This window comes from Spirosoma agri (genome assembly GCF_010747415.1).
GTDB lineage: Bacteria > Bacteroidota > Bacteroidia > Cytophagales > Spirosomataceae > Spirosoma > Spirosoma agri.
Genome location: NZ_JAAGNZ010000003.1, coordinates 293,669 through 317,589, shown reverse-complemented (window position 1 = coordinate 317,589; position 23,921 = coordinate 293,669). Strand labels below are relative to the sequence as shown.

The 23,921-nt window shown below is 48.7% G+C and carries 21 protein-coding genes; 11 read left to right on the top strand and 10 right to left on the bottom strand.

The features are described 5' to 3' along the window. Positions 1–86: 86 nt before the first annotated feature. The 3 genes from GK091_RS25285 to GK091_RS25275 all read left to right on the top strand — a co-directional run bounded on the left by GK091_RS25285 (position 87) and on the right by GK091_RS25275 (position 2,758). Positions 87–1,217, top strand: a complete 1,131-nt coding sequence (locus GK091_RS25285; protein ID WP_164043516.1) for an FAD-dependent oxidoreductase — start codon at positions 87–89, stop codon at positions 1,215–1,217. Positions 1,218–1,641: 424 nt separating this feature from the next. Next, positions 1,642–2,232, top strand: coding sequence for a Crp/Fnr family transcriptional regulator (locus tag GK091_RS25280; RefSeq protein ID WP_164043515.1), 591 nt, complete (start codon positions 1,642–1,644; stop codon positions 2,230–2,232). Positions 2,233–2,305: 73 nt separating this feature from the next. Continuing rightward, entirely contained in the window at positions 2,306–2,758 is a 453-nt protein-coding gene (locus tag GK091_RS25275; RefSeq protein WP_164043514.1) for a nuclear transport factor 2 family protein, read from the top strand. Positions 2,759–2,767: 9 nt separating this feature from the next. Here GK091_RS25275 and GK091_RS25270 read toward each other — a convergent pair whose 3' ends face one another. Next, complete coding sequence (locus tag GK091_RS25270) at positions 2,768–3,127, bottom strand: immunity 8 family protein (RefSeq protein ID WP_164043513.1); 360 nt, start codon at positions 3,125–3,127, stop codon at positions 2,768–2,770. Positions 3,128–3,807: 680 nt separating this feature from the next. Between GK091_RS25270 and GK091_RS25265 the strand changes: the two genes are divergently transcribed. Continuing rightward, positions 3,808–4,902, top strand: coding sequence for a serine hydrolase domain-containing protein (locus GK091_RS25265; protein WP_394351892.1), 1,095 nt, complete (start codon positions 3,808–3,810; stop codon positions 4,900–4,902). A gap of 833 nt (positions 4,903–5,735) precedes the next feature. Here the strand turns inward: GK091_RS25265 and GK091_RS25260 are convergent. From GK091_RS25260 to GK091_RS25240, 5 genes are all read right to left on the bottom strand, one after another. Continuing rightward, positions 5,736–6,242: a hypothetical protein gene (locus GK091_RS25260; RefSeq protein WP_164043511.1), complete on the bottom strand. Its 507-nt coding sequence runs from the start codon at positions 6,240–6,242 to the stop codon at positions 5,736–5,738. A gap of 154 nt (positions 6,243–6,396) precedes the next feature. After that, positions 6,397–6,600, bottom strand: coding sequence for a DUF4177 domain-containing protein (locus GK091_RS25255; RefSeq protein ID WP_164043510.1), 204 nt, complete (start codon positions 6,598–6,600; stop codon positions 6,397–6,399). A gap of 299 nt (positions 6,601–6,899) precedes the next feature. Next, positions 6,900–7,292, bottom strand: a complete 393-nt coding sequence (locus GK091_RS25250) for a barstar family protein (protein ID WP_164043509.1) — start codon at positions 7,290–7,292, stop codon at positions 6,900–6,902. 298 nt (positions 7,293–7,590) lie between these two features. After that, entirely contained in the window at positions 7,591–8,481 is an 891-nt protein-coding gene (locus GK091_RS25245) for an alpha/beta fold hydrolase (protein ID WP_164043508.1), read from the bottom strand. A 15-nt stretch (positions 8,482–8,496) separates the two neighbouring features. After that, the gene (locus tag GK091_RS25240) at positions 8,497–9,051 is read right to left on the bottom strand and encodes a TetR/AcrR family transcriptional regulator (RefSeq protein ID WP_164043507.1); all 555 of its coding nucleotides are present in this window, start codon (positions 9,049–9,051) and stop codon (positions 8,497–8,499) included. A gap of 233 nt (positions 9,052–9,284) precedes the next feature. On the opposite strand from GK091_RS25240, the gene GK091_RS25235 reads away from it, so the two are divergent. The 3 genes from GK091_RS25235 (at position 9,285) to GK091_RS25225 (ending at position 12,246) form a co-directional block, all read left to right on the top strand. Next, a complete protein-coding gene (locus GK091_RS25235; RefSeq protein WP_164043506.1) occupies positions 9,285–10,256 on the top strand; it encodes an aldo/keto reductase in 972 nt (323 codons plus the stop codon). After that, the gene (locus tag GK091_RS25230) at positions 10,257–11,084 is read left to right on the top strand and encodes a helix-turn-helix domain-containing protein (protein WP_164043505.1); all 828 of its coding nucleotides are present in this window, start codon (positions 10,257–10,259) and stop codon (positions 11,082–11,084) included. Between the two features lie 403 nt (positions 11,085–11,487). Continuing rightward, on the top strand, positions 11,488–12,246 hold the full coding sequence (locus GK091_RS25225; protein WP_164043504.1) for a PKD domain-containing protein: 759 nt from the start codon (positions 11,488–11,490) through the stop codon (positions 12,244–12,246). Between the two features lie 750 nt (positions 12,247–12,996). Here GK091_RS25225 and GK091_RS25220 read toward each other — a convergent pair. Further along, entirely contained in the window at positions 12,997–13,965 is a 969-nt protein-coding gene (locus tag GK091_RS25220; RefSeq protein WP_164043503.1) for a helix-turn-helix domain-containing protein, read from the bottom strand. 97 nt (positions 13,966–14,062) lie between these two features. Here GK091_RS25220 and GK091_RS25215 point away from each other — a divergent pair, with 97 nt between their 5' ends. The 3 genes from GK091_RS25215 (at position 14,063) to GK091_RS25205 (ending at position 18,000) form a co-directional block, all read left to right on the top strand. Next, positions 14,063–15,226, top strand: coding sequence for an FAD-dependent oxidoreductase (locus GK091_RS25215; protein ID WP_164043501.1), 1,164 nt, complete (start codon positions 14,063–14,065; stop codon positions 15,224–15,226). Between the two features lie 318 nt (positions 15,227–15,544). Then, the gene (locus GK091_RS25210; protein ID WP_164043500.1) at positions 15,545–16,630 is read left to right on the top strand and encodes a ligand-binding sensor domain-containing protein; all 1,086 of its coding nucleotides are present in this window, start codon (positions 15,545–15,547) and stop codon (positions 16,628–16,630) included. A 1,106-nt stretch (positions 16,631–17,736) separates the two neighbouring features. Further along, positions 17,737–18,000 carry a hypothetical protein gene (locus GK091_RS25205; protein ID WP_164043498.1) on the top strand — a complete coding sequence of 88 codons (264 nt, stop codon included), beginning with the start codon at positions 17,737–17,739 and terminating at the stop codon, positions 17,998–18,000. 4 nt (positions 18,001–18,004) lie between these two features. On the opposite strand, the gene GK091_RS25200 is transcribed toward GK091_RS25205, so the two are convergent. The 3 genes from GK091_RS25200 to GK091_RS25190 all read right to left on the bottom strand — a co-directional run bounded on the left by GK091_RS25200 (position 18,005) and on the right by GK091_RS25190 (position 20,500). Continuing rightward, a complete protein-coding gene (locus GK091_RS25200) occupies positions 18,005–18,406 on the bottom strand; it encodes a response regulator (RefSeq protein ID WP_164043496.1) in 402 nt (133 codons plus the stop codon). Positions 18,407–18,473: 67 nt separating this feature from the next. Continuing rightward, positions 18,474–18,905, bottom strand: a complete 432-nt coding sequence (locus tag GK091_RS25195) for a response regulator (RefSeq protein ID WP_164043494.1) — start codon at positions 18,903–18,905, stop codon at positions 18,474–18,476. A 242-nt stretch (positions 18,906–19,147) separates the two neighbouring features. Further along, on the bottom strand, positions 19,148–20,500 hold the full coding sequence (locus GK091_RS25190; RefSeq protein ID WP_164043492.1) for a hypothetical protein: 1,353 nt from the start codon (positions 20,498–20,500) through the stop codon (positions 19,148–19,150). 173 nt (positions 20,501–20,673) lie between these two features. Between GK091_RS25190 and GK091_RS25185 the strand changes: the two genes are divergently transcribed. Continuing rightward, complete coding sequence (locus GK091_RS25185) at positions 20,674–23,859, top strand: SusC/RagA family TonB-linked outer membrane protein (RefSeq protein ID WP_246202406.1); 3,186 nt, start codon at positions 20,674–20,676, stop codon at positions 23,857–23,859. The last annotated feature ends 62 nt before the right edge of the window (positions 23,860–23,921 follow it).

Below are 23,921 nucleotides of genomic sequence, written 5' to 3'. Positions count from 1 at the left end.
TTTTATGACTATTTATGAGTCTAAGATAGCTATTTTATCGCAAAGAGACCCCGTAGTTTTGTGTCACACTTAATCAACGCACACGCATGATACTTAACCACAAACGAGTTGCCATCATCGGGGCAGGACCCGTTGGCCTGACGCTGGCCCGCTTACTACAACAAGAAGGCATTCACGTAACGGTCTACGAGCGGGACCAAAACGCCCAGGCCAGAATTTGGGGCGGTACGCTTGACCTGCACAAGGAGTCGGGGCAGGTCGCCCTGAAAAAGGCGGGCCTGTTGGCGAATTATTTTGCCCGGGCAAAACCGATGGGAAGAACGGTAGCGGACCAGCACGGTACTGTGTTATTGACCAACAGACCGACCCTTGAGAACCAGTACGATAATCCTGAAATCAGCCGAAACGATTTACGAACACTGCTCGTGGATAGTTTAGCCAGCGATACCGTTGTCTGGGATCGAAAACTGACAGGACTTGACCAACAGAGCGGGTTGTGGCGGCTGCACTTCGATGGCAAGCCGGATGCGACAGCGGACGTAGTGATTGGGGCCAATGGCGGAATGTCCAAGGTAAGATCCTACGTAACGGATACACCGGTCGAAGATACGGGCACCTTTATTATCCAGGGCGAAGTACGCCAGCCCGAACTGAAATGCCCCGCCTTTTACCACTTGTGCCAGGACACTATTTTGATGAGTTCGTACAACGGCAACTTACTCGTGGCAAACCCCAATAATCACGGGGCATTGGCGTATGGCGTAACGTTTCGAAGGCCCGACGAATGGGCCGATGGTCCTGGACTGGATTTTCAGAATCCGGAACGCATCCGCCTATTTCTTTCCGAGCGATTCGTGGATTGGGATGAGCGTTACCATCAACTATTCGACGCTACTTCAGGCTTTATAGGTTTGCCCACCCGAAAGCTACCGTTGAATAAGCCCTGGAAAGCGGATCGACCGTTGCCTATTACCCTGATTGGTGATGCCGCTCACTTGATGCCGCCCTTTGCTGGTCAGGGCGTAAATACCGGCCTGATGGATGCCTTTGTTCTGGCGGGCAACCTGACGGTAGGGAACTATGAAACGATAGAGGCCGCTATTCAGGCTTACGAGCAGACCATGTTTTCCTACGCGCGGGAAGCACAACGGGCATCCAGTGACAACGAGCTGGCGATGCGTCATCCCGACTTTACATTCCAACGATTCATTCACTAAACGCTGTTCTGGTTTGCGTACCCAGTCACTAACCGGGCTGTTAATCAGGGTGATCTCAACTTACGTCTGAACGAATTAATTGGCTTATATTGACGGTGCCATGTAACGGTGCAGAAATTTAGTTTTGGGCCATTGAACAAACTCAAGAATTGATCCGCCTGCATCAACACGATCGAGTAGCGATCAGACGTATGGCTAAGTAGTTCAATCAATACGACTTTAATACTCGGTTAGGTAAATTATTTCGGTTCAAGACCGTCAGCCGAGTAGTGGCCAGTAAAACGATTGACCAGCTGCGGTGAATCTGGTAGGTACGTCATATTTACAACGAGATCGAGTCAACTTGCTTTTCTTTTAACTCAATTCTTGTTGAGGGAGTTATCTAATCATACAGCTCAGAAGGCAAGCCTAGTTACAGGTACGTATGATGGATACTTTCGACCAATTTCACCAAGCCCTATTGGCGCTTAATCCACGCATCACGCCCCAGGAGTGGAACTACTTCCGGCAGGGACTAACCCAACATAGTCTGGTACCCAAAGCCTTCTTTATTGAAGCGGGTAAGCCTAATCAACTCATTGGATTCCTAACCAGTGGGCTCATTCGAGGCTACTACCTCAACCAGGCAGGGGAGGAGATAACGACCGCCTTCGTACCTGAGAACAGTTGGGTCACCGACTATCCCTCCTTACTGATGGGCAAGCCTAGCCGCTATTATTTCCAGTGTCTGGAACCGACCACGCTCATTACGGTCACCTACCAACACATTCAGCAGGGCTATGATCAATTTATGGGCTTTGAGCGCAATGGACGACTGATTGCCGAAGCGATTCTTCATGAACAACAGCGTCGTATTGAAAGCTTTCAGTTCGATTCCGCTGAGCAACGTTATCTGGACTTCATTCAGGAGAACCCCAGCCTGTTCAATCGCATCTCGCTAACCCACCTCTCGTCTTACCTGGGCGTTGAGCGGCCTTCGCTGAGTCGTATCCGGCGAAAAATCGTAGGCTTGTAGCGCTTTGTAACATAGGTTACAGAGGAAGGGCAGTGACCAAAATACCTTTGTGCATCACCTAAACGAAACGGTCATGTACAACTACATTGTGAAACAACTGGTAAAGAAATCATTTGCGCTGGTCAATGAACGACGGTTTGATGAGCTGGTCAATAGCATGGTGCTCAACGTGCGTCATAGCTTTGCGGGCGACCACGCACTGGGGGGTGTTCGCCACGATCAGGCGGCTGTACGGGCCTGGTTAGGTCGCCTGGCTCGTATAATGCCTACGCTGCACATTACCGTCAATGACATCATTGTGAAAGGCTGGCCCCATCATACGCTGGCTATTGTCCGTTGGACGGCTACGGCTACGCTGCTGAATGGGGATTCATACGTGAACAAGGGAGTACACTTCATCACGTTGACATGGGGGAAGGTCACCGAGCTGGACGTCTATGAGGACACGCTGGCAGTTTATAATGGGCTGGAGAAACAGTATGCTGCCGGTATTGAGGAAGCGCACGCCCCTCAGATTATTAGCTAGTTATAACGCTTAGTAAGGCCGATAATCCTCATACTCCCACCAGGCAATTCGGCTTAATTTTTCAGTCAACTTTTCCCATGAATCCTCTTCCAGGGAGCGTACATACTGGTCAACTGCATTGTAAATCTGAATAAAGTCGTACTCGAATACTAGCAGCGTATGGCGTAACAGAATTGCCGATTGATAAGGATGCTGTTGTTGAAGGAAGGCAGGCGTTGCTACCTGCAATTGAAAATTATTACTCCATTCTTCTCCTTGCTGGCCAATGGTGAAGTTCATCCAGAACCCAAAATTGGTTGGATTCGCCGGGACATAACTATACAGGTCCTCAATGTCGGCACAGTCAAAACCTCTGATAAACGCTTTCATTATGCGTTACTAAATTGACGACTAAAGAGTTAAACCAAGCGTTTTTTTATTATTTTCAGCAACGTATTTTTAGTCATAAAATACGGCTTCCTAAAGTACAACGCTAACCCATCAAGTAGCTTGGTCTGGCGTTGTACTTTGGGGGAAAATCTATTTGTTGGGATTACCTGTTTTCCTCGCGTCTCTTATCAGCAGGAAGATTGCGGCTACGAATACTACTGCGTATAAACTATCCAGCGCTGGCTTTTCGAATTGTAACGTTTTAGAGTCGAAGTGTCTGAATAGGGATACCCCTAGTATGACAGCGATAATGATCAAAAAGAATCTCATAGGCTTGTTGTATAGGTGCGATTTGATAAGAGTTAAAATGCGGTTGTGTGGCCTCTGCCAGGCAACGTGGCGTAACCTGATTGGTGCGTTATATGATTATTGATGCCGTTTATGCAGTAAATCTACGGATTGTTGTCTGCTTTCAGATCGACAGGTTGATTGGATACCACGAAAAAAGTCTATCACGGAACGGGGCAATAACGCGAATAGAACCCAGGCCAGCTGTAAACGTAGCCTGATTAAAAAAGACAAGCGCAGACAGAAGTTTAGCGAGTGAAAGAAAACTAGTGCTAAGTTTAAGGTACCTGAACCGAATAACCTAAACCGTTTATAGTTGCTTACTTATAGCTATGAAGCTTGGAATCAGATTCGCTCAATCTATACTTTTCGTCCTTCTTTGGGTACCATCATTAGCCCAATCGAGGCTTAATCAACTTCAGAACGCATTACCATCCATGATGGACAGCACGGGTATACCTGGCTTGTCCATCGCTCTGATCGAAAATGGCAAAGTAGCCTGGAGTGGTGGAGTAGGCGTTAAAAACAAGGGCACAAAAGAACCCGTTTCTACCCAGACACTATTTCGGGGGGCTTCCTTGGGAAAGCCCCTGTTTGCCTATGCTGTTCTCAAACTTAGTGAGCAAAAGAAAATTGCGTTAGATACCCCATTAATAAGCTACGTTCCGCCCTCGTACGTAGACACTCACTTTTTGAAAAGTCCAATGGGCGACGAGCGAATAAAGCTCATTACAGCGCGTATGGTCTTGAACCATACCACCGGCTTACCCAATTGGCGTTCCGAGGGCAAACCGCTAACGACTATGTTCGTACCGGGTAGTCGGTACAGCTACTCAGGTGAAGGCTATTATCTGTTGCAAACGGTAGTTGAATACCTGGTAAAAGAACCAATCGAATCGTTCATGCAACGAACGGTATTCAAGCCAATGGGCATGACACATACCAGTTACCTATATCAAGCGGCTGACTCCCTCCAGTACGCCCGATCTTATGACATGGCCGGTACGCTTGTTGCCGATAAACAGGAGATGGTAAACGTAGCACACACCTTGCGAACGACTGCCGATGACTATGCCCGGTTCATCGTTGCGGCCATGATGAAACCGGGGTCTGAAGAGCAAACGGCAAAGGCGTTACTAAGCTCACAGGTCAAGACGGATATATGTCAGCCGGAGCAGGTTTCGTGGGGATTAGGCTTTGCCGTGCAACATACGGCAACTGGAGACTTATTTTGTCAATGGGCCAAAAGCCCGACCGCCAGTGGTTACGTCATTGGTTCAACCGACCAAAAAACAGCGGTAGTTTACTTCGTCAACGTAGCGAATCAAGGGTTACGAATTGCCGAACGGATCGTTAAATTAGGACTGAATTACAATGATCCTTTATTCGCCTGCTTTGGGGTTCGCCCGTATAATGCCCGACAGTAGTAAACTATTGATCTTGCACTTTTGGGGGGTATGCATAACGACCTTTCTTTTCGATTTCGATGCTATGTCTATTAATAGAGTCACAGCTATAAAACGAGTCTGGAAAATGTGAAAACGTATACTTTCAGCCCTGGTCTTTACAATTGTACGTCTATGATAAAAGCGATGTCAATAACGGATTGGTTACGGTTATTCTTTGCGCTAACCATGACGGGCTTATTACTTTATTACGGATCCGAAATTACGAAAGAAGTAGCTAACCTGTTGAACGTAAGTAGCCCATTGAGCTATCAGTACAAAGGTTTACGATGGATAGTACTGTTTGTGTCTGTTTCGTTCTTAGGCATCGCTCTACCTAAAAAACGGTTCATCGAAACCATGACCCTAGCTGGATATACAATTGGTATTCAATTTCTTATGGAATTTGTATTTTCTAGATAGCCAAATGAAACGGTAATGGCAGTCAACCAATACCCGCTCTATAGCTAGATTGATGTAAAGGGATTATTTTTAGAAGAAACTCGAAGACTTACGTTATAGCATGCTTGAATCCGCACAAGTTAGTTTTCGTAGACTGTACTTTGTTGCTCAGACCTGTTTGCTAGCCAATCGTTCAGTTACATAAGCTACGTGGCTGTTGCAAAAGTCTGGAAGCGGTCAACTATGAACCGGAAGTCCTGGTTTTTGTCGGGAAAATCAGCGCAATCAAACGCGTTTACGTGATGAAGCTATCCCATAACCCATTTTTGTAACAGCCACCTACCTTATAAGAGGCTAAGATGAGCAGTCATTTTATCTGTCCGGACAAGCTAGCACTCCATCTGCTGGTTATCCTAAAAGCTATGCCCGATTGATAGACCTACCCAAGGATTAAAACGATTAGAAAAATCAGTTTGTCCTAAAGGTATCAAAGGCGTAAACCCAATTCGGGCCATTAATCCTCCGGTTGGCTTTTGGTACCGATAGCCTATTCGGGGTACTAGTGCGTATGTGCTTTTGAATCGTTGGTTATTATCCTCGCCAGTCAGGGGCGTAGTACTGGTCAAGCCGATACCAAAATCAGCGTGCAGATTGTCTTCGCCAATTAGAGCAAATAACTCCCCAATTAGCACTAAACTACCGGAACGGCCTCCTAGGTAAGCCGTGCCTGCCCGAATGCCATAGGCAAGCTCTTCTTTGAGTCCTAACAGGCGCTCGTAGTTAATCGAATACACTAATCCTGATCCTAAGGCTTCGACATACACGCTGTTACGTGCTGTAAAGGGACTTACCCTTTTGATTGGTTGAGCCAGTGCGGAAAAAGAGAGGCATAAGCAGAGAAAAGCTAAAGCGTGTTTCATCGGTAGTTGGCTTATTCGCAACTATTTGTTATTGCTCAGACAAACTACGCTATAAGTAACTAAAGTATGAATACGTTAACATTATTTAACGAAAAGGAATAGTCACCAACCTGTTATATAGGTAGCAATATATGAACTGCTTACGCTAATGGGGTCAATCTACGTCTTTTTCAAAGTATAAATAGATGTAAATGGCCGATCCGAAACTGACTGTATTGGTTGATGCAAGCTGGTAGCCCTGCTGAGCGTACTCATCGAGTTTGGCTTGCACGTCAACCTGGGAATCGGTCAAAATGTGCTTGGAATCGAGCGTAAGTTTGGAGTAATAGATTAGGCCTTCTACCTTGTAACGTTTCATACCTAATGGTTTTATTTATCGATCAAGGCTCAAAAGAACAACTTAACGAGTAATCTCACAAGCGGGCTGGATTACTTGCTAACAATAGGGTCGTGCACCAATGGTTTACAGCGGAATAGGACAGGCTTGGATACGGAATTGGGTTGATGACTTCTCCGCACCAAAAGCCGTATCAGGAGGAAAAGTTATGAAACGTTCCTTTGTCTTAATCAGGATCGTTCTTTGAGAAAAAGAACTCGTGGCTTCAGATCAGGGAAACGTTCAACTGGTTGATGAATGTGCAACAAACACCAGTGACTTCACTGACTAATCAATCTTATGTTTGGGTGGTCGGCCAGGATGCTCAGTATCGTGTCAAAATACGTTTCGCCAGTGCCGTTCTCCAAAGCGATCAACTTTTCTTCAAACAGTCTCTTGTTGTAAGGTGATTTAGGCTTAAGCTTATCCAAGTAGTAATTGCGGGTCGTTTGATAGCCTAGCGCGTTGCGGCTATGGTCCATATCGTGCCAGACAAGGTCAATTGATTGGGCGCTTTGCAGGGCGCCATAGCCTCCATACAATAAATCATCGAGCGCGTCGAGACTAGGACCGATCGTCCAGCTTTCTCCAACCATAAATACCCTGTTGATCTCCGCATAAAAAGAGGCAATGTCGTTGATAGCGTTTCCCTCAATCTCTATTCGTTTAACCATCGTTCAACGCTGGGCCCGTACCATGCAGGCCGTATTATTCTTCGTCTAAAATAACTTGTTTTCTCTGCCATTCATCCCGCCAAACTGACGCGAAAGACTCCGACTGCTCGTGTTGACATCGAGAAAATAAACGGCGTACTTTCTGGCGATTGCCTGAGTAAAACCTACTTTACTATCATCGTTAACCCGCAACTAAAAATCAAGACTAACGGCATTATTGGTCAGCAACTACTAAACTGAACGAATCAATGCCCAGATCGTAACATGATAGATGTAGGTAAGTTCGTCAGGAGCCTGACTAGCCGAGAAAATCACAAATGAATCCAACCGTTTCAACGGGTCTCTCTTCCTGCACAAAATGGCCTGCTCCCGTTACTTCTTTTACGTCCAGTTGGTCAATGTAAGGGGGTAACGCATACGAAAGCATCTGGTAGCCAGCGGGACCCGCTATGCCCAGCGTTGGTGCGTCAACTTTCTTGCCCTTTATAGCCTGGATGTCTTCCGCAAAGGTCTGATACCAGCCATTGGAGGCCCGTATGGCGTCCCGACTGTTATACGCCTGAGCATAGACTTGCCGGTCGAAGGCGCTGATGGCTGTCTTATCTTCCAGCAGTTGGTCGAAAAGCCAGTCTTGCAGTAAGTGGAACCGGTCTTCCAGTATTTGTTCCGGCAAGTTCCTGACCTGGTTAAACGCGACCCACCACGGATGAACACCCGCGCCCGTCGGGAGCATGGGAAGCTTGTACAGGTTCTCGTCCGGATGGGGTGTATCCAGCAAAACCAGCTTTTCGGTCTTTTGAGGATAATGGGCCGCGAAGCTAAACGCCACAGCAGCCCCGATGTCATGACCGGCGATGCTGGTTCGTTCGATGCCCAACTTGTCGAGTAAAGCGGCCACATCACCCGCCATCTCTTTTTTCGAATAACCCGCCATCGGTTTATCCGAGCTTCCCATGCCGCGCAGCTCAACCACGATGACCTGATATCGGTCAGCCAGCAACGGCATGATTTTGTGATAGCTCCACCAGGTTTGGGGCCAACCGGGTAACAAGACCAGCGGCTTACCCTGACCGCCCAGGATGTAGTGCAACCGAACGTCATTGACCATTAAGTAGTTGCTGGTAAAGCCGGGCAGCCGTTTGACTAATTCACTATCGACATAGGTGTCGGCTGTGTTGGGTGATTGCATCTGTTCGATTATTGGTTATTGAAGGCCAATGCTTCCTTTAAATGATGTCCATGCAAATTTCCTGATGTCATTACGCGCAACGTCGCCTGCCTGCTGGGCTTCAATAGCGATGTCCACCATACCCCCAAACAGATTATAGATCCAGGGAATAGACAGCGTTCTATTGATAGCTCCCTGCTGTTGAAGAAGGTCGATGAGCTTAAACCAGTCGGCTTTGACATTATCGTAGGCCAGTTCATGGTTGTTCATCAAATCCGTGTACTGATTGCGTTTGACCAGTTTTTTGACGAACGAATACTGAATACCGACTTCCAAGGCCGCGTAGAACATGTTTTCGAGCTGGACGGCAGGTTGCTCACTGCTGTGATAGGCTCCCGTCATGTTGAGATTGCAAACTCGGAGCATGGTTTCCTTACATTCTTGCACTAACGTATTTCGGTCGTTGAAATAACGGTGTACGGTTCGTCGGGTCACTCCGGCAACGTTGGCGATCTGTTCTATGGTGGCCGATTCATCGCTGTTCAGCGCGACAACCGCAGCGTCAATTAGTTTTTCCTTCGTCACTTTCATGTCACAAAGCTAATACAAATTACTCATTAGTGTGACATTTTCTTGCTAGTTAAAAAAAAGTGTCTCATAAAGGAGGGGTTTGTCAGACGACCACTAGTCGGGGATGGGCAATGTTCAGTGTTCACAAGCTTTAATCCTGTGGAGTGGTGTCACAAAATCAGTTCATTCCTGGTTTACCGTTAAATGAGCCGTAGAAGAAACTAACGTCCGTCATACGGGTTGATCTTTGCGTTATGAAAAACAGCACAAAAATTCAGTTGGGTCAACAGGGCCCGTTCGTTTCCAAACTTGGTCTAGGCTGTATGCGCATGTCGTCGATCTGGGGCGGGGCTACACCTGACGAAACAGAAAGTATCGCTACCATCCAGGAAGCTTTAGATCAGGGTATCAATTTTTTGAACACCGGAGACTTTTACGGCGCGGGTCATAATGAACTGCTGGTCGGCAAAGCCATCAAAGGAAGGCGCGACGATGCCTTCGTCAGCGTAAAGTTTGGGGCTATCTTTCACAACGGTCAGCCGATCGGCATGGATCTGCGCCCCATTGCGATCAAGAATTTTATCAACTACTCGCTGACCCGTCTGGGTATTGATACCATTGACCTCTACCAGCCCAGCCGAATGGATAACAGTGTGCCGGTGGAAGACATCATTGGCACAGTCGCCGACCTGATTAACGAAGGTAAAGTGCGTTACATTGGCGTGTCGGAAATTACGGCGGACCAACTGCGTCAGGCCAACGACATTCACCCCATCAGCGCCCTGGAGATCGGCTATTCGCTGGCCGACCGTCAAATCGAACGCGACCTGCTGCCAACCGCTAGGGAACTAGGTATTGGCATCGTAGCCTTCGCTACTACGGCGGAAGGCTTGTTGACCGGAGACCTGAACGCACCCCTCGCCGAAGACGATTACCGGAATCATTTCTCTCGTTTTCAGGGTGAGAATCTAATTCATAACCTGGAAAAAGTCGACGTCTTAACGCAACTAGCCAGTCAGAAAGGGTATACGCCAACACAGGTTGCCATCGCCTGGGTGAAGGAGCAAGGCGATCAGATTATGCCGTTGGTAAGTATGAGTCGTCGGTCGCGTATACCGGAAAACAGGACAGCGATGGATCTCGTATTTACGCCGGAAGAAATGAATACCCTGAACACTACGTTTGCCCCAGGCGCTATATGGGGCGGCACTTACTTACAACGCTAAATGATCAGTCCAGCAGAAATTCTCCCCGGCGTGATCTTCTATTCGTACCTCTCCGCTGAGCGTAAAGAGAAGGTATGCTTCTGGAACCATCATACCTTGATCTTGCAGGTGTCGGGGCAGTTGACCCTGGAAACCGCCGGGCAGACCATTTCGATGACGGGAGGAGAACTGCTGCTGATCGGCCGAAACCAGGTAGGGACGCTCACCAAAACTCCGCTACCCGGAGCGAACTATGAAACCATCGTCATATCCCTGCAGGATGATCTGTTGCGCAAGATCGCATTAGAAGAAAAGCTCGAAGCAGATCGGAACTATATTGGGCCACCCAATATGCTGATTCCTGTCAACGAATTCCTGCAGGGCTATTTTCGTTCGATCGTTCCCTACGCCCGTAGTTCGGGCGCGACAATGACCGACGAAATGGGCATTTTGAAAGTGAAAGAAGGCGTTAAATTAGTACTCCTTGTCCTGCCGGGGCTCCGCCACTTCTTGTTCGATTTTTCAGCCCCTCACAAGATCGACCTGGAGAGGTTTATGCGTAGGAACTTTCATTTCAACGTTCCCATTGAAAAATTTGCGCAGCTGACCGGCCGTAGTTTGGCCGCTTTTAAACGCGATTTCCTGAAAACTTTCGGTACTCCGCCCCGGCATTGGTTACAGGACAAACGGCTGACCGAAGCCAAATACCTCATCGAAACGAAACATCAAAAACCGTCCGCCATTTACCTCGAACTGGGGTTTGAGAGCCTGTCCCACTTCTCCTACTCCTTCAAGAAAAAGTTCGGTATGGCCCCAACGGCCCTGAAGAATAGTCTTTCGTCAACGTGATGTAGTAGCCTCCCGGAATGCCCGCCACAGTAGCACCAATCAATGACTCTTTTTTGCTATTGTTCCTGCGTATGTGGGATACGACACGGCCCTTTTAAATGACGAACGAATCACGTTCAGCAGAATTACCCGATTTAACTAGCTACATAGGCATCCTACAATGGGTTGTACGGAATCTGGTTTGTAAACTGGTCAGAAATTCAGATTAGGTAGCTTACTGGTAGCTAGTCTGAATGGCATAACCTAACAGGCGCGGAGGAGAATTACGTGTACTGGCTACGCAGCGATGAGAGAGCGATCTGACTGACAAAACCAGCCAAGCGATCGCAATAAATTAGCTAAGAAAAACGTCTTAGATTTACCACGCCAGACATGACTTTCTATCGATCAAACTATGTTCGTCATGACATTCCCTGTTCTTCAACGCCTACTTTGGCGTTTAATTATTCTAACGGTCGTAGCGGCTTGTCAGAATAAACAAAAGGCGATTGTGCCTAGCTCAGCTTTCAGTTACAATCTCGTTGAGACGGAAATAAAGGACTACGTGTCTGGCTATCCGGTTGGCTTTGCCATCAAGTTCACTAATCGCAGTACAGAGGGAACGACTTATAGTTGGGACTTTGGCAACGGATCCACATCAGTAGATAAAGATCCCATAATTACGTACGCTCAGTCAGGCACTTACACGGTTCAGCTGACAACAACCAGTTCGACTGGTAGTCAGCAGGTAACCCGCCAACCGATTACTATACAAGACTGCGTACTCAAGAGGATCACGATTGCTGACTTCCAGTGGAACGCTATTGGGCAGGTACCCACCTGGGACAACACGAAACGGGCTGATTTAACCCTGGAATTAGGCCAGCGATCGACTACCAGTTCACCCATTGTTATCAGCAATTCCTTGTATCGGGCCGAGCCAGTGAAAGGTATTATTAACACAACGGTGCCGTTTACGATCCCGGTCACTCGACCTGTCATTCTTAATCAAGCCGTATTGGCCAACTTCATCATTAACCTTTACGGCAATGATGGAGGAGGTAACCAGTTAGTCTACTCGTCAGGAGCATCCGGTATTGGCTTCTCCGCTGGTTTCTCGACACTCACCCGCTTATACACGATCAGCAGTGGCCCCATCACGCTAGAATGCTCGTATCAGTAATTTTCCATCGCTGCTCATAATACCTGGCTCGGTGTTCCATTTTTGGATACGCTTTATCTCCAGTTTGATACGTTCCGCAACAGAATGGAAAATTGGGTAGATCCACGTTCTAAATCGATCGCCCTCGGTACACCTCACGTTGCCATTCTCGAAAGAGTTGAGATCAGGTGACTTCACCGGTACACTAGACTAAGTCAAAAGCCGCGTTCAACGTATACCGGGGCCGCTTTTCACATGTCCGAAATACTAGTGATGGAGTTACGGCACTAGTGGTTACCCTTACGCGTGTTCTTAATGATTGCTCGAATGCCAAGTATTACAGCTACCGGGATCGCCACGTAGCTTAAAAGTTTCAGGACGACAACTAACCAATAGAGTACGTAATTCATACCAGTACAGGAGGGGTTGGTCAATGCTTGTTGCAACGGATACAAGGTAGCATAAACTGCTTGTACGTTGAATAGCCCCTGACTGCGCACGTTGGTACAGTCAGGGGCGGCTATATAGTCCGGAAGTCCAGACCAATTAAGAAACAGCTACACGAAAACTACTGCATTTGATGCATGGGGTGACCGGGAATTAATACGCTGCTTATCGGTTCAGCGTAGTCGTATAAATCAGCTCGATCAAACAGATGCCAATGGGTGAATACTCCCGTATGTGGACGATAAGTTGCGCACAGAAGAAGTACGAAGCAAACTGGTTTCGTTGCAAGAAGGTAACAAGTCCACTGGTTCCAACTACGTTTCGCTACTCACCGTGCAGGGCTGAAAATTTCTTAGGCTTGCGGCCCATATGCTCCTCAAACACTCGGGAAAAGTGGCTCAGGTTTATAAAGCCTAACTGGTAGCCTACCTCCGAGACCGTCAACCCTTTTCCGTTCAGCAACCGGGCGGCTTCCTGCATCCGCATGGACTGATAGTACTCGAAAACTCCTTTCCCGAACGTTTGCTTGAAAAGCTTCCGAAGTTTCGGTTGGCTCATGGACGCTTCGCGGGCCAGCGAAGCAATATCCGGTGCTTCGTTCAAATGCGATTGCAACTGCTGTTTGATGGCATAAATAGCCTTCAGGTCGTCAATGTGCATCGTACGCATGGGTGTGGTTTCTCGCTGCATCAGGGAGGCAACGACATAACACAGCAGTTCTTCACATTTTAGTTTATAATAGCGATTCTCCAACCCTTCGGGAACGGGCTGATGCAGCATGTCGCCAGCGGTTTTGACTAGTTCGGGTGAGATATCGGTTTCAAAGGCAAAATGGCTCTTCGCTTGCAGCAGGCTGGCCACCACGGGATGGTCAATTTCCCCGAATAAGTGACGCAGATAGGACCGGGAAACGGCGATGGTCACACTGCCGAAAAGCGTGTTTGACGGCATGTCCATGAGCGAAGAAAGTGCCTGTACACAGATAAACACGTAAGCCCGTTCCGGGGCTAAGTTCTTTTCGGCCTGTAAGGAGGAATAAACTCCGCTCAGCAAAAAAATAACGTCGTCCTGCTCATCTGCCAGCTCATTGGTGCGCTCAATAACCGTGTCTTCTTTGAGGTAATAATGACGCACCATCATCCGCAGATCACTCCCCCAGGAGAAGCCGGTAAGGTAGCCTCCGCCCTTACTTTCCGGAATATGAACGAAACGTCCGCTGATGGTTGCACCGATAGCCTGAGCAAATGCCCGGATGATGCCCGACCCATTCTTATCGGTGATAGGAATTTTCATTTATGACTAGTATAAGAGCGATTAAGGCTATTTTGTGCCTAAAGGTAGCCCTAATTTTGCTGTGGCAAATGAGCATTATCCATTGACAAAAAAAGACATGGTAGTAGAAGGCAAACAAGTAGCGATCATAGGCGGTGGGCCAGGCGGGTTAACACTAGCCACACTGTTACAAAAAAAAGGCGTTGCTGTAACCGTGTACGAACGGGATAGCAACCGAACAAAACGAATTCAAGGGGGTACCTTAGACCTTCATACCGAATCCGGTTTGGCAGCTTTGGCCAAAACGGACTTGATGGATGCCTTCAAAGCCAATTATCGGCCCGGTGCCGATAATGTGCGGGTCGTCGATAAGCAGGCCCAAATTTTGTATGACGAACACACCCAAAACAGACCAACCAGTTTCGGAGACGAACACCACAGACCTGAAATTGATCGGGGCGCACTACGAGCTCTCTTGCTGGATTCGTTACAACCTGACACGGTTGTTTGGGACAGTCATGTTCTCTCGCTTGAACCAATCGGTAACCGCTGGCAACTGAATTTCCAAAACGGTACGACTGGTATCGCTGACGTAATCGTTGGGGCTGATGGGGCCAATTCTAAAATCCGGCCTTTTGTTACACCCATCAATCCTTTTTACGCTGGGGTCACCATCATAGAAGGCAATGTATTTGATTCTGCGATGAATGCTCCTCAAATTCACACCTTGCTGAAAGGGGGAAAAATCATGGCACTCAGCGATTCAAAAACAATAAGCATCAGCGCTAAAGGTGACGGGAGTTTAGACTTTTATCTGGGTTGGAAAGCCGCGGTCAACTGGGCCAACGAAAGCGGTATTGATTTCAAGGATCGGGAGCAGGTGCTGGCCTGGTTTAAACGCGATTATACCGGTTGGGACACCCTATGGCTTGAGTTGTTTGAACACGCCAGTTTACCGCTCGTGGTACGTCCGCAATATTGCATGCCCTTAGACCAATCCTGGGAAGCGAAATCCAACATAACGCTGCTCGGTGATGCGGCCCACGTGATGCCACCCTACGCGGGTGAAGGCGTCAACATGGCCATGCTGGATGCCTTACAGTTGAGTGACTGTCTAACCAGTGACCAGTTCGTGGATATAAAATCGGCTATTGCTTACTATGAAAAGCAGCTGTTTGTCCGATTTGCCGAAGTAGGCAAAGACACGATGGACAACACCGCCTGGATGCATTCCCCTGAAGGCTTAGAGAAACTGTTAATCCTGTTTACTTCACTTGGATGAGCACCAGCCAAGACTTTCTCAATCCATCCATTCACCTGCTCATTGGCAATATCCAGGACGTAGAATCACCCAATCCTGTAATACCTCAGGACCGATTTTCTACCTGGTCACCAACCCCTTTCCCTGACCAGCAGGAGCAATAGGGTAAGGATTACGTGTCTCATCGACCAAAAACAGGCCCTTGCAGTTGCTAAATTACACGTTTTACAATTCGTTAACACTTTTTTACAAGCGATTGACCCGTTTAACATCGTCACCCGCTAGGTTTGAGCCGGGCTGGAAATAAATGGATACAGAAGCCGCTACTAAAAAAGAAAAATGAAGAACCACTCCTGTGTATATACTTTGTTCTCACTGGCTGTTTTTCTCACTTCCTGTGGACAAAACCAGAAAGAAGTACACAATCACAGAGCCAAGGCCGAAACCAAAGACACGGTCACTTCCTATGGGCCTAACACAATGGTTCGCAATATAAAGCAGGGCAGAAAGGGTACCATCTTGATCGCTGCATCACGAGGTGGTGTTCTTCGGTACGATGGAAAATCGTTTACTAATCTCACAAGTAGTAAACTAGGTCCACGCCGATTCTGGGATGTTCTGGAAGATCAACGCGGAAACCTTTGGTTTACTACTACCGATTCAGGGGTTTATCAGTACGTTGGAAAATCCGTTCACCAGTTTACAACCAGGAATGGACTTGCCAGTAACGGGGTTGGGCCTATTTATGAAGATAAAGCCGGTATAATTTGGTTCGGTACCGGAGGAGGAGTAAGCCGTTATGATCCCAGACAGAGAGTTGGGCAATCGTTCCGAACTTTTACGACCAAAGACGGACTGCCCAATAATGATATCAACACGATTATGGAAGACAAGACCGGAAAATTCTGGTTTGGTACAAGGGGTTATTTAAGCGTTTACGATGGAACAACATTTACCACGCTCACCAATAAAGACGGTAAAGCCTTCTACAACGTTTGGTCGATCATCGAAGACAGAAAGAGTAACGTTTGGTTTGGGGGGTCAATAATCAACGCTAGAAAAGGCAACGTTTTGTTCACTGAAGAGGGTCTCTGGCGCTATGATGGCAGCACATTTACTAGAGTATCGAAGCGAGGTGCCTCGTTCATAATCGAAGATAAAAAAGGAAACATCTGGACTACTGGCAGCATAAATCCGCCTAATGGAAAGGTTTGGGCTCTTTCCCGTTATGACCAAAAGTCTCTGTATACTAAAAAGCCCACTGTAACCGAGATAATGACGATCAAAGGACCGGGAATGCTTTGTGGGATTTTGGAAGCTACCGATGGACGTATTTGGTTTGGCGCTTTGGGATCTGAGAGTGGCGTGTATCGGTATGACGGAAAGACCATTACGGACTTTAAACGTGTAGCCGGCCAGCCATAACGTGCATAGCTGCATCTTGAAACGCCCATTTTGCCGAAAAAGGCGTTTTTTATTATACTCATCAGTAAAGAATATAGTGAACGTGTCTCGAAATGATAGCTCATGCATCACTATCTCGCTCTGGCTCGTGACTTGTCTACAGGCGATCGTTTTACAAATGTAGAACCAACATTCGGTAGACGTAAAATCTACAGAGCAACCTGTCCCTTGCCTTATAAAATACGCTAACCTATTCGCGGGACTCGTTGTACCCCCTTCCATAAGCAAAATTCTTGCGCACGTTGTGTAGTTCAGCACTCATAACGTACTCGTTGACGCAACAGGGCCAGTTTGACTCGTCTGTACCATCTGCCGCTTAGTGAGCCTGACGCTGGGTACTGCACCGGTAGCCAGATTGACCCTCGGTTTGATCGCGTGACAGTAGCCATTACGCCACTCCGTAGCTATTGCCGCTCGTACGGCAGTAAAGTCCTGTTAGAGCCAACCTCCAAACTGTTGCGTCAATCCAGCTCTACCCGGTGCTGGTAAACCATAGCCGTAAAGTTCTTTGCTGGTTGGTAAAATTGGTGATTAATAGGGGTTGGACTAAGCTGGAGCATGGCTCAGCCAAACCGGAAACTTGGGATCTCGATGACGAACGTAAGCAGTTTACGGCAGTATATGGTGTAAATTCGGTACGACCAACATCAGTAGTTTGACGAGTCTAAAAGCACGCTACAGTTTCGGTAGGGCACCACCGCCATTCTAAACGGTAATGCTATCGATAGATACGCTCTTTACCTCAAAAAACTTAGGGTGGAAGCTTTCGATCGATAATGGTTCATTTGTCGTTTTGAAGCAGGGCCCTGAAAGTCTGACTCGGTTGAGTTTGTCGTGAATCGACAAGGTGGGCTGGATTGGAGCTCTTTATGAAGAGCCGAAAACTGGGCGTGTCATTGGTTAGGTAAGCTTGCCGCCCTGGCACTGAGGTTCGCTAGGCTCAGCAAGGGAGCCAACAAAAATGTAATGAACATGAGCGTTAAATGAACAGTTTATTTTCCTGTCCGTTCTACCATTGTCAGTTCAGTCACTATGGGAAGACACCATTAGGAAGGACGATGAAACAGATGAATCAAGCCAGGGCTCGCTATTACGTACTTTACCTGCACGACGGAAACTATCTGTACCACGCTGCGGAAGATAAGCTAGATGCGCAACAAGTGTTAGCCTACTACACGACCCGGACCGATATACTGGTTTTGGGGACTTATGACCCACATAACTGGTACTTCGACTGGGCAATCGGAGAAGATGACCAGCACGCGCATTTGATCCACGTCAACACAATCACCGATAAGCTGAGACAACAGCACGAACGGTGGCTACGTTAGACTACTATAACCACTGACGCTTGATAGCCAGCACCAACTGGTTCATCTGCTGCGTGTTGCCAGGCTTCACCAGATAGTCCGTTGCCTGCAATCGTTGGGCTTGCTGACGGTCCTGACTGCTGTCCGACGTGGTTAAAATAATAATTGGTAAATGCTCATACGCTTCGTTGGCCCGAATATGGCCTAGAGCTTCCAGGCCACCCATGCGAGGCATGTTTAGATCCAGCAAGACCAGATCCGGCAAACGTGGCGATTGCTCAAGCGCATCGAGCAGTTGTTCACCATCACCCAACACGTCAATTGAGGAGTCTGGGCTGTACTGCTTAATGACCTGTTGAACTAAAAACTGGTCGTCCTCATCGTCGTCGACCAGTAATATGTGGTTAGCTTTCGTCTGATTCATCATGAAGTGTACTTCAACTAAAACAGATTACCACCCGTCAGGGTTCGCATCTACCACACTTATTGTATAACTATAATGCAGATTTAACCTTTTTGGGGTGGTGGCAGGCCGTCCAGTACGCAATAATGTCGCGCAGCTGCGTTTTCCAGTCCTCGTACGCCAGTTTTTTCTCAAACAATCCCTGAATAGTCAGATCATACGCCTGCTCAACTAAATTGTCATGAATGGGATAGGACAGAAAAACGAAGGGGATCAACTGTTTTTTCAGCGTTGGATTCTTATCGATCTGCTGCCGCAGTTCCAACCCGTTCATGCCGGGCATGGAAATTTCGGAAAGAATCAGGAAAGGGGCTTGATCTACGGAAACTAAATAATCCAGCGCGGTCTCGCCGTTGCTGAACACTACAGGAGGGTGAGAAGACGATAGATCGGCTAGTGCCTGTTTGAACATAAGTTGGTCATCTTCATCGGCATCAATGAAGATGATCGGGGCTTCTTCCATTACTTTTCTGGTTATATAATCAGTGAGTAAACGGTCCAGCCGACGAATAGTTATTAATCCGATAATAAGGGCTAAATCTGGCTCTATATCGTTAGACGTCAACCCGAATGAGATCGTAGCGCTTACCAAACCAGCCGTACGAAATCATGACGGTAATTCCGTAGCCTGGGGATCTGGCCTGTCCGCTGAAGCACCCACCGTTACCGGAAGGGACAGTGCCAGTAGTGAGAATGAGCCCGTAGTCAAAAACTTCCATCGAATACAGAACCCGTTTTTAGGTCGTTCAGCGAAAAGGAGTCGACGGTACCTACGCCGGCAAAACGGATTTTGACGCCATAAATCCGGTGGAGGGGCTTTGTATAGCTTGTTTTATAGACTTGCTGGTTGTTGATGAAGATAGCGGCCTGTTTGTCGATGACCCGCAGCGTCAACATGCCACCCGATCGTAAATCGGCACCCATAAAACTCAAATCATCCCGCTGGCCGCTTTTCTGAACATCAGAATTCTGTAATAGAATCCAGTGGGCGCAACCGGGTCGCATCACCTCGAACATATGCTGCGATGATTCGCCCCAGACCGTGATACCGATCTGCGAACAGCGAACTCCCGCCCGGTCCGGAGAGGTTCTCAGGTGGGTCGTCAGTTCGAAATTATCGCCATTAATCCGGGTCGGGTGGCTATTGATAAACTCCATAAAGAACGTACGGTTCGTGTCGATACCCGCTCGGGCGGCTTCAGGCGCGCTAACGCTCCGGCGTCCTCCAGTGAACAGATGCGCGACCTCAATGGGATAAACCCGGCTGGTATCGTGCATCATGTTGGCCGTAACGGTCCAGCCTTTCGTCTGCAAATAAACCGTCGATGTATCGATGTTCATACCATCTCGTTGCAGAACGGCAAAATAGCGGCCCGGCCGTTCATAGTAATGCGTGGCAAGACTGTCATTGGCGTTAAGACGTTCCCGTTTGCCATCGCCAAACAGAATCGAATATGCACCTGATCTAACCGGCGAATTTGGGTACTTGAGTTGAAACACGGCTGAGTGCGGGTTTTCGCCCAATGGATTTCGACAAATGAGCTGTGCCAAATCACTGCTCGAGCGTCGCTGCTGGACAAACAGCATGGCAACGATCAGCAAGAGTGCACCCGCAATCAATACGGGCAACCAACGGTTACGCTTCGTTTTTTTTGGCGAAGAATGGATTGGCAGATGGGTCGTGGTTGGTAACGTTGGCATGGTCTCTTCCGGCACAAGCTTATCCGGTAGCCGCACGGCCCGCCTGACCGTCCATTCCTGCACTTTCACAAAATGGTCCCAGTCTGGATGGCCAATGTAAGCCGCCAGTGCATCACGAGTGGCTTTCTGGGGGTAGTAGCGGGAGTCGGTTTTGATCTTGCCAAAAATGCGTTTCAACGTATTCGGGCTGATCCGTACGTGTGTTTGCCTGAAAAGTATGTGACTCAGGCTGACGTAATCGCTGTTCGTCCAGGTGTCCCAATCGGGCTTGCCGTACGTTTCGCTGACTTGTCGACAGCTGATGTCTAAAAGCGCGAAGACTTCCGCCTTGTGGGCTTGTCCATTTTCCGTGATCATTTAAGGTAAGTATCTGTTAATCAGAAGATTATATTGTCCATAATTTTGACTGGCAAAATGGTCAAGCGTAACACGCTTTCGTCGTATAATGCAAATTTACCTTTGCATACTTTAATTCAGAGCGAGCACTGCTCAGAGACAGTACCTCTATACTTTATAAATATCTAAATAATATGCGACAAAAGCTTTTACTGTATTACGTCGTCTTGGTAAGTGCTCTGGTCCCTTTGTCGGTGCAGAGTCGGCAGCGGAGTGGTGACAGTCCGGATAAGTCGTCAAAAGGTCTTTTTAGCACACGCGCCGACATTGATGGTACAAAACCGGTTTTCCCAGAAAGGCCACCTCAATTCGTAAAGACCAGCCAGGATCAGGCTGACGATCGCCTGATAGCGGGAACGGTTACCGACGAAAAAGGAGTCACGCTTCCGGGTGTGAGTGTACTGCTCAAAAGCAGCGGTTCGGCGGGGCGCGGTCCGACGGTTCAGCAACGCGGAGTGGTTACGGACGCCAAAGGCACGTTCCAGCTAACCGTGCCGGACGGAGCTACACTGGTGGTCAGCTTTGTGGGGTATTTGACGCAGGAAGTAACGGTCGGTAATCGGCAGACCCTAACTGTTCAGCTTGCCCCCGATACGAAAGCGCTGGAGGAAGTAGTGGTAGTGGGCTACGGAACCCAGCGGAAAGTTGAAACAACGGGAGCCATTGCGTCGGTTAAAGCCGCTGATTTGTTGCAGACCCCCGTGGCCAACGTAGCGCAGGGATTGCAGGCGCGGGTGGCGGGTGTACAGATCACGCAGAATTCAGGCGCTCCGGGCGGTAACGTCAGCGTTCGTATCCGGGGCACCAACTCGATCAATGGCAGTTCCGAACCGCTGTACGTCATCGACGGCATTCAGATTGCGAACACGGGGGGCATCACCGACGTGAGTCCGCTTTCCCAGATCAATCCGAACGACATTGAATCGATAGAAGTGTTGAAAGATGCCTCATCGACGGCTATTTATGGCGCAAGAGCCGCCAACGGTGTTGTGCTGATCACCACTAAGCGGGGTAAAGATGGAGCAACGCGCGTTAGTTACGATGGCTACGGCGGAGTACAGCAAGTCAACAAAACGCTGGATGTACTGAACGCCCGCCAGTTTGCCCAGCTCGAAAACGAGGTTTACAAACGCGCCATTTACGCCGACCCTGCGAGTGTGGGGGAAGGCACCGACTGGCAGAACCTGATTTTCCGCAAAGCACCCATCCAGAGCCACCAGCTTTCGGTTACGGGTGGTAATCAGAAGACCCAGCTGGCGCTTTCGCTGAACTACTTCAATCAGGATGGGATCATCAAGAACTCCAGCTTCGACCGCTACTCGTTCCGCTCCAACATCGACCATCGACTGAGTGACCGGGTGAAGATTGGTACCAGTTTGTACTACGGATATTCCATCAATAGGGGGGTAAGTATGGGCGGTACGGGTTCCGACGTGACCAGCAGCCGGGCGGGTGTCCTCGGAGCGGCTGTAGCGGCTCCCCCAACGCTGGTGCCTTACCGAGCCGATGGCAGTGTGTACCCGTTTCAGGATCAGATGAATGGCCAATACCAGGAAGTGACGAACCCACTGAATTTCATCACGCCCCTCAACCGGCAGACGAGCCAGCGAATTTTAGCGAACGTGTACATTGACTTCGCCCTGTTCAAAGGGTTCACCTATCGCCCTAGCTTCAACGTCGATCTGGGCAATACGTTATCGGAATTTTACTCACCTTTGTCGCTCCTGAGTCAGTCGCAGTTGGCGTCGGGTGGGGGTAGTGCATCGAATATTACGTCGTATGGCCGGACGCTCCTGCATGAAAGTATCTTCACGTACCGGACCCGCCTGGCGGAGCACCACACGCTGGCCGCTACCGCGGTTTTAGCCACTCAGGCCAACGTGAATCAGAGCTATACGCAAACCGCGTCGAACTTCCCGAACGATATAACCGAGAATAATTCCATTGGCCTGGCGGTGAATCAGCGCCTGAGCAGCGACAAAAACAAATCCAGACTGGACTCGTATTTGGGCCGGATCAATTATGGCTACAAAGACAAATATTTTCTGGATCTGACGGCGCGGTCCGATGGGTCCAGCAAGTTTGGCGAGAACAATAAGTACGGCTTTTTTCCCGCCGTCGCAGGGGCGTGGCGCATTGTGGAAGAGCCATTTATGAAATCGGTTTCGGTCATTTCTGATCTGAAATTACGCGGAAGTTGGGGCATCACCGGAAACGCGGGCGCTATCGATCCCTACCAGTCTCTGGCCACGGTTGGGGCATCGGGATTGAACTACAATTACAACCATAACCCCGTAACCGGTATCAATCCCAGCGCCATCCCGAACCCGGATCTGAAATGGGAACGCTCTACGCAGGTCGATGTGGGCCTTGATGTCAGCTTGTTCAATAACCGCCTGTCCGTCGTGGCTGATTACTACAACAAACGAACCGATAACCTACTGTTTCAGAAAGTATTGCCAATGTCGTCAGGCTACACGTTCATCACGGGCAACTTCGGATCGATACAAAACCGGGGTGTTGAGCTAGCCGTCAATGGCCGGATTTTGCCCGGTGGTAACAGAAAGCTTCAGTGGGATGCGTCGGCGAATATTACGTTCAACAAAAACGAGGTGCTCGCGCTCGATGGTATTCTGGACGAACTCCCCCGGTCGGCGTTCGCACTGCTCAAAGTCGGCTATCCGATGGGCCTGTACCGAACTTACATCTTCGACGGAATCAGCCAGACGGGAGAGACGATTCTGCCGGGTTATGACGGTCGTATTGGTGGCCAGAAGGTGAAAGACGTCAACGGGGATGGTACGATCACGGCGGCCGATCAGCTCATCGTGGGTAACTCGCAACCAACATACACGTTTGGTGTCTCCTCTTCATTTCGCTACCGGGGCTTCGATCTGAACCTGTTCGTGCAGGGCGTGCAGGGGAATAAGCTCATGAACCTGTTCCGATACACGTTCGAAACGGCCCTGGGTCAGCAGAATGTACTGGCGGGGCTGGCCAATCGCTGGTCGGCAACGAACCCCAACAATGAGTATGCCAGTGGCTTTCAGGGTGGACGGTTACCCATTTCGGATCGGTACGTTGAGGATGCGTCGTTCATTCGGCTGAAAAATGTGTCGCTGGGCTACACGCTCCCGAAGATCAAAGGCATCAACCAGATCCGCCTTTATGTCAGCGCCAACAACGCGTTTACGATCACGAAGTACACGGGTTTCGATCCGGAGGTAAACAACTTCGGAAACGCCACGACGCAGTTCGTTGATAACGGTACGTATCCAATTGCCCGGTCGTATCTGGGCGGACTTCAAATCACTCTATAGAAAGCGAAAGAGTGAATGAGTGAAAGGCTTATGCAAAATCACTCATTCGCGCTTTCACTCTA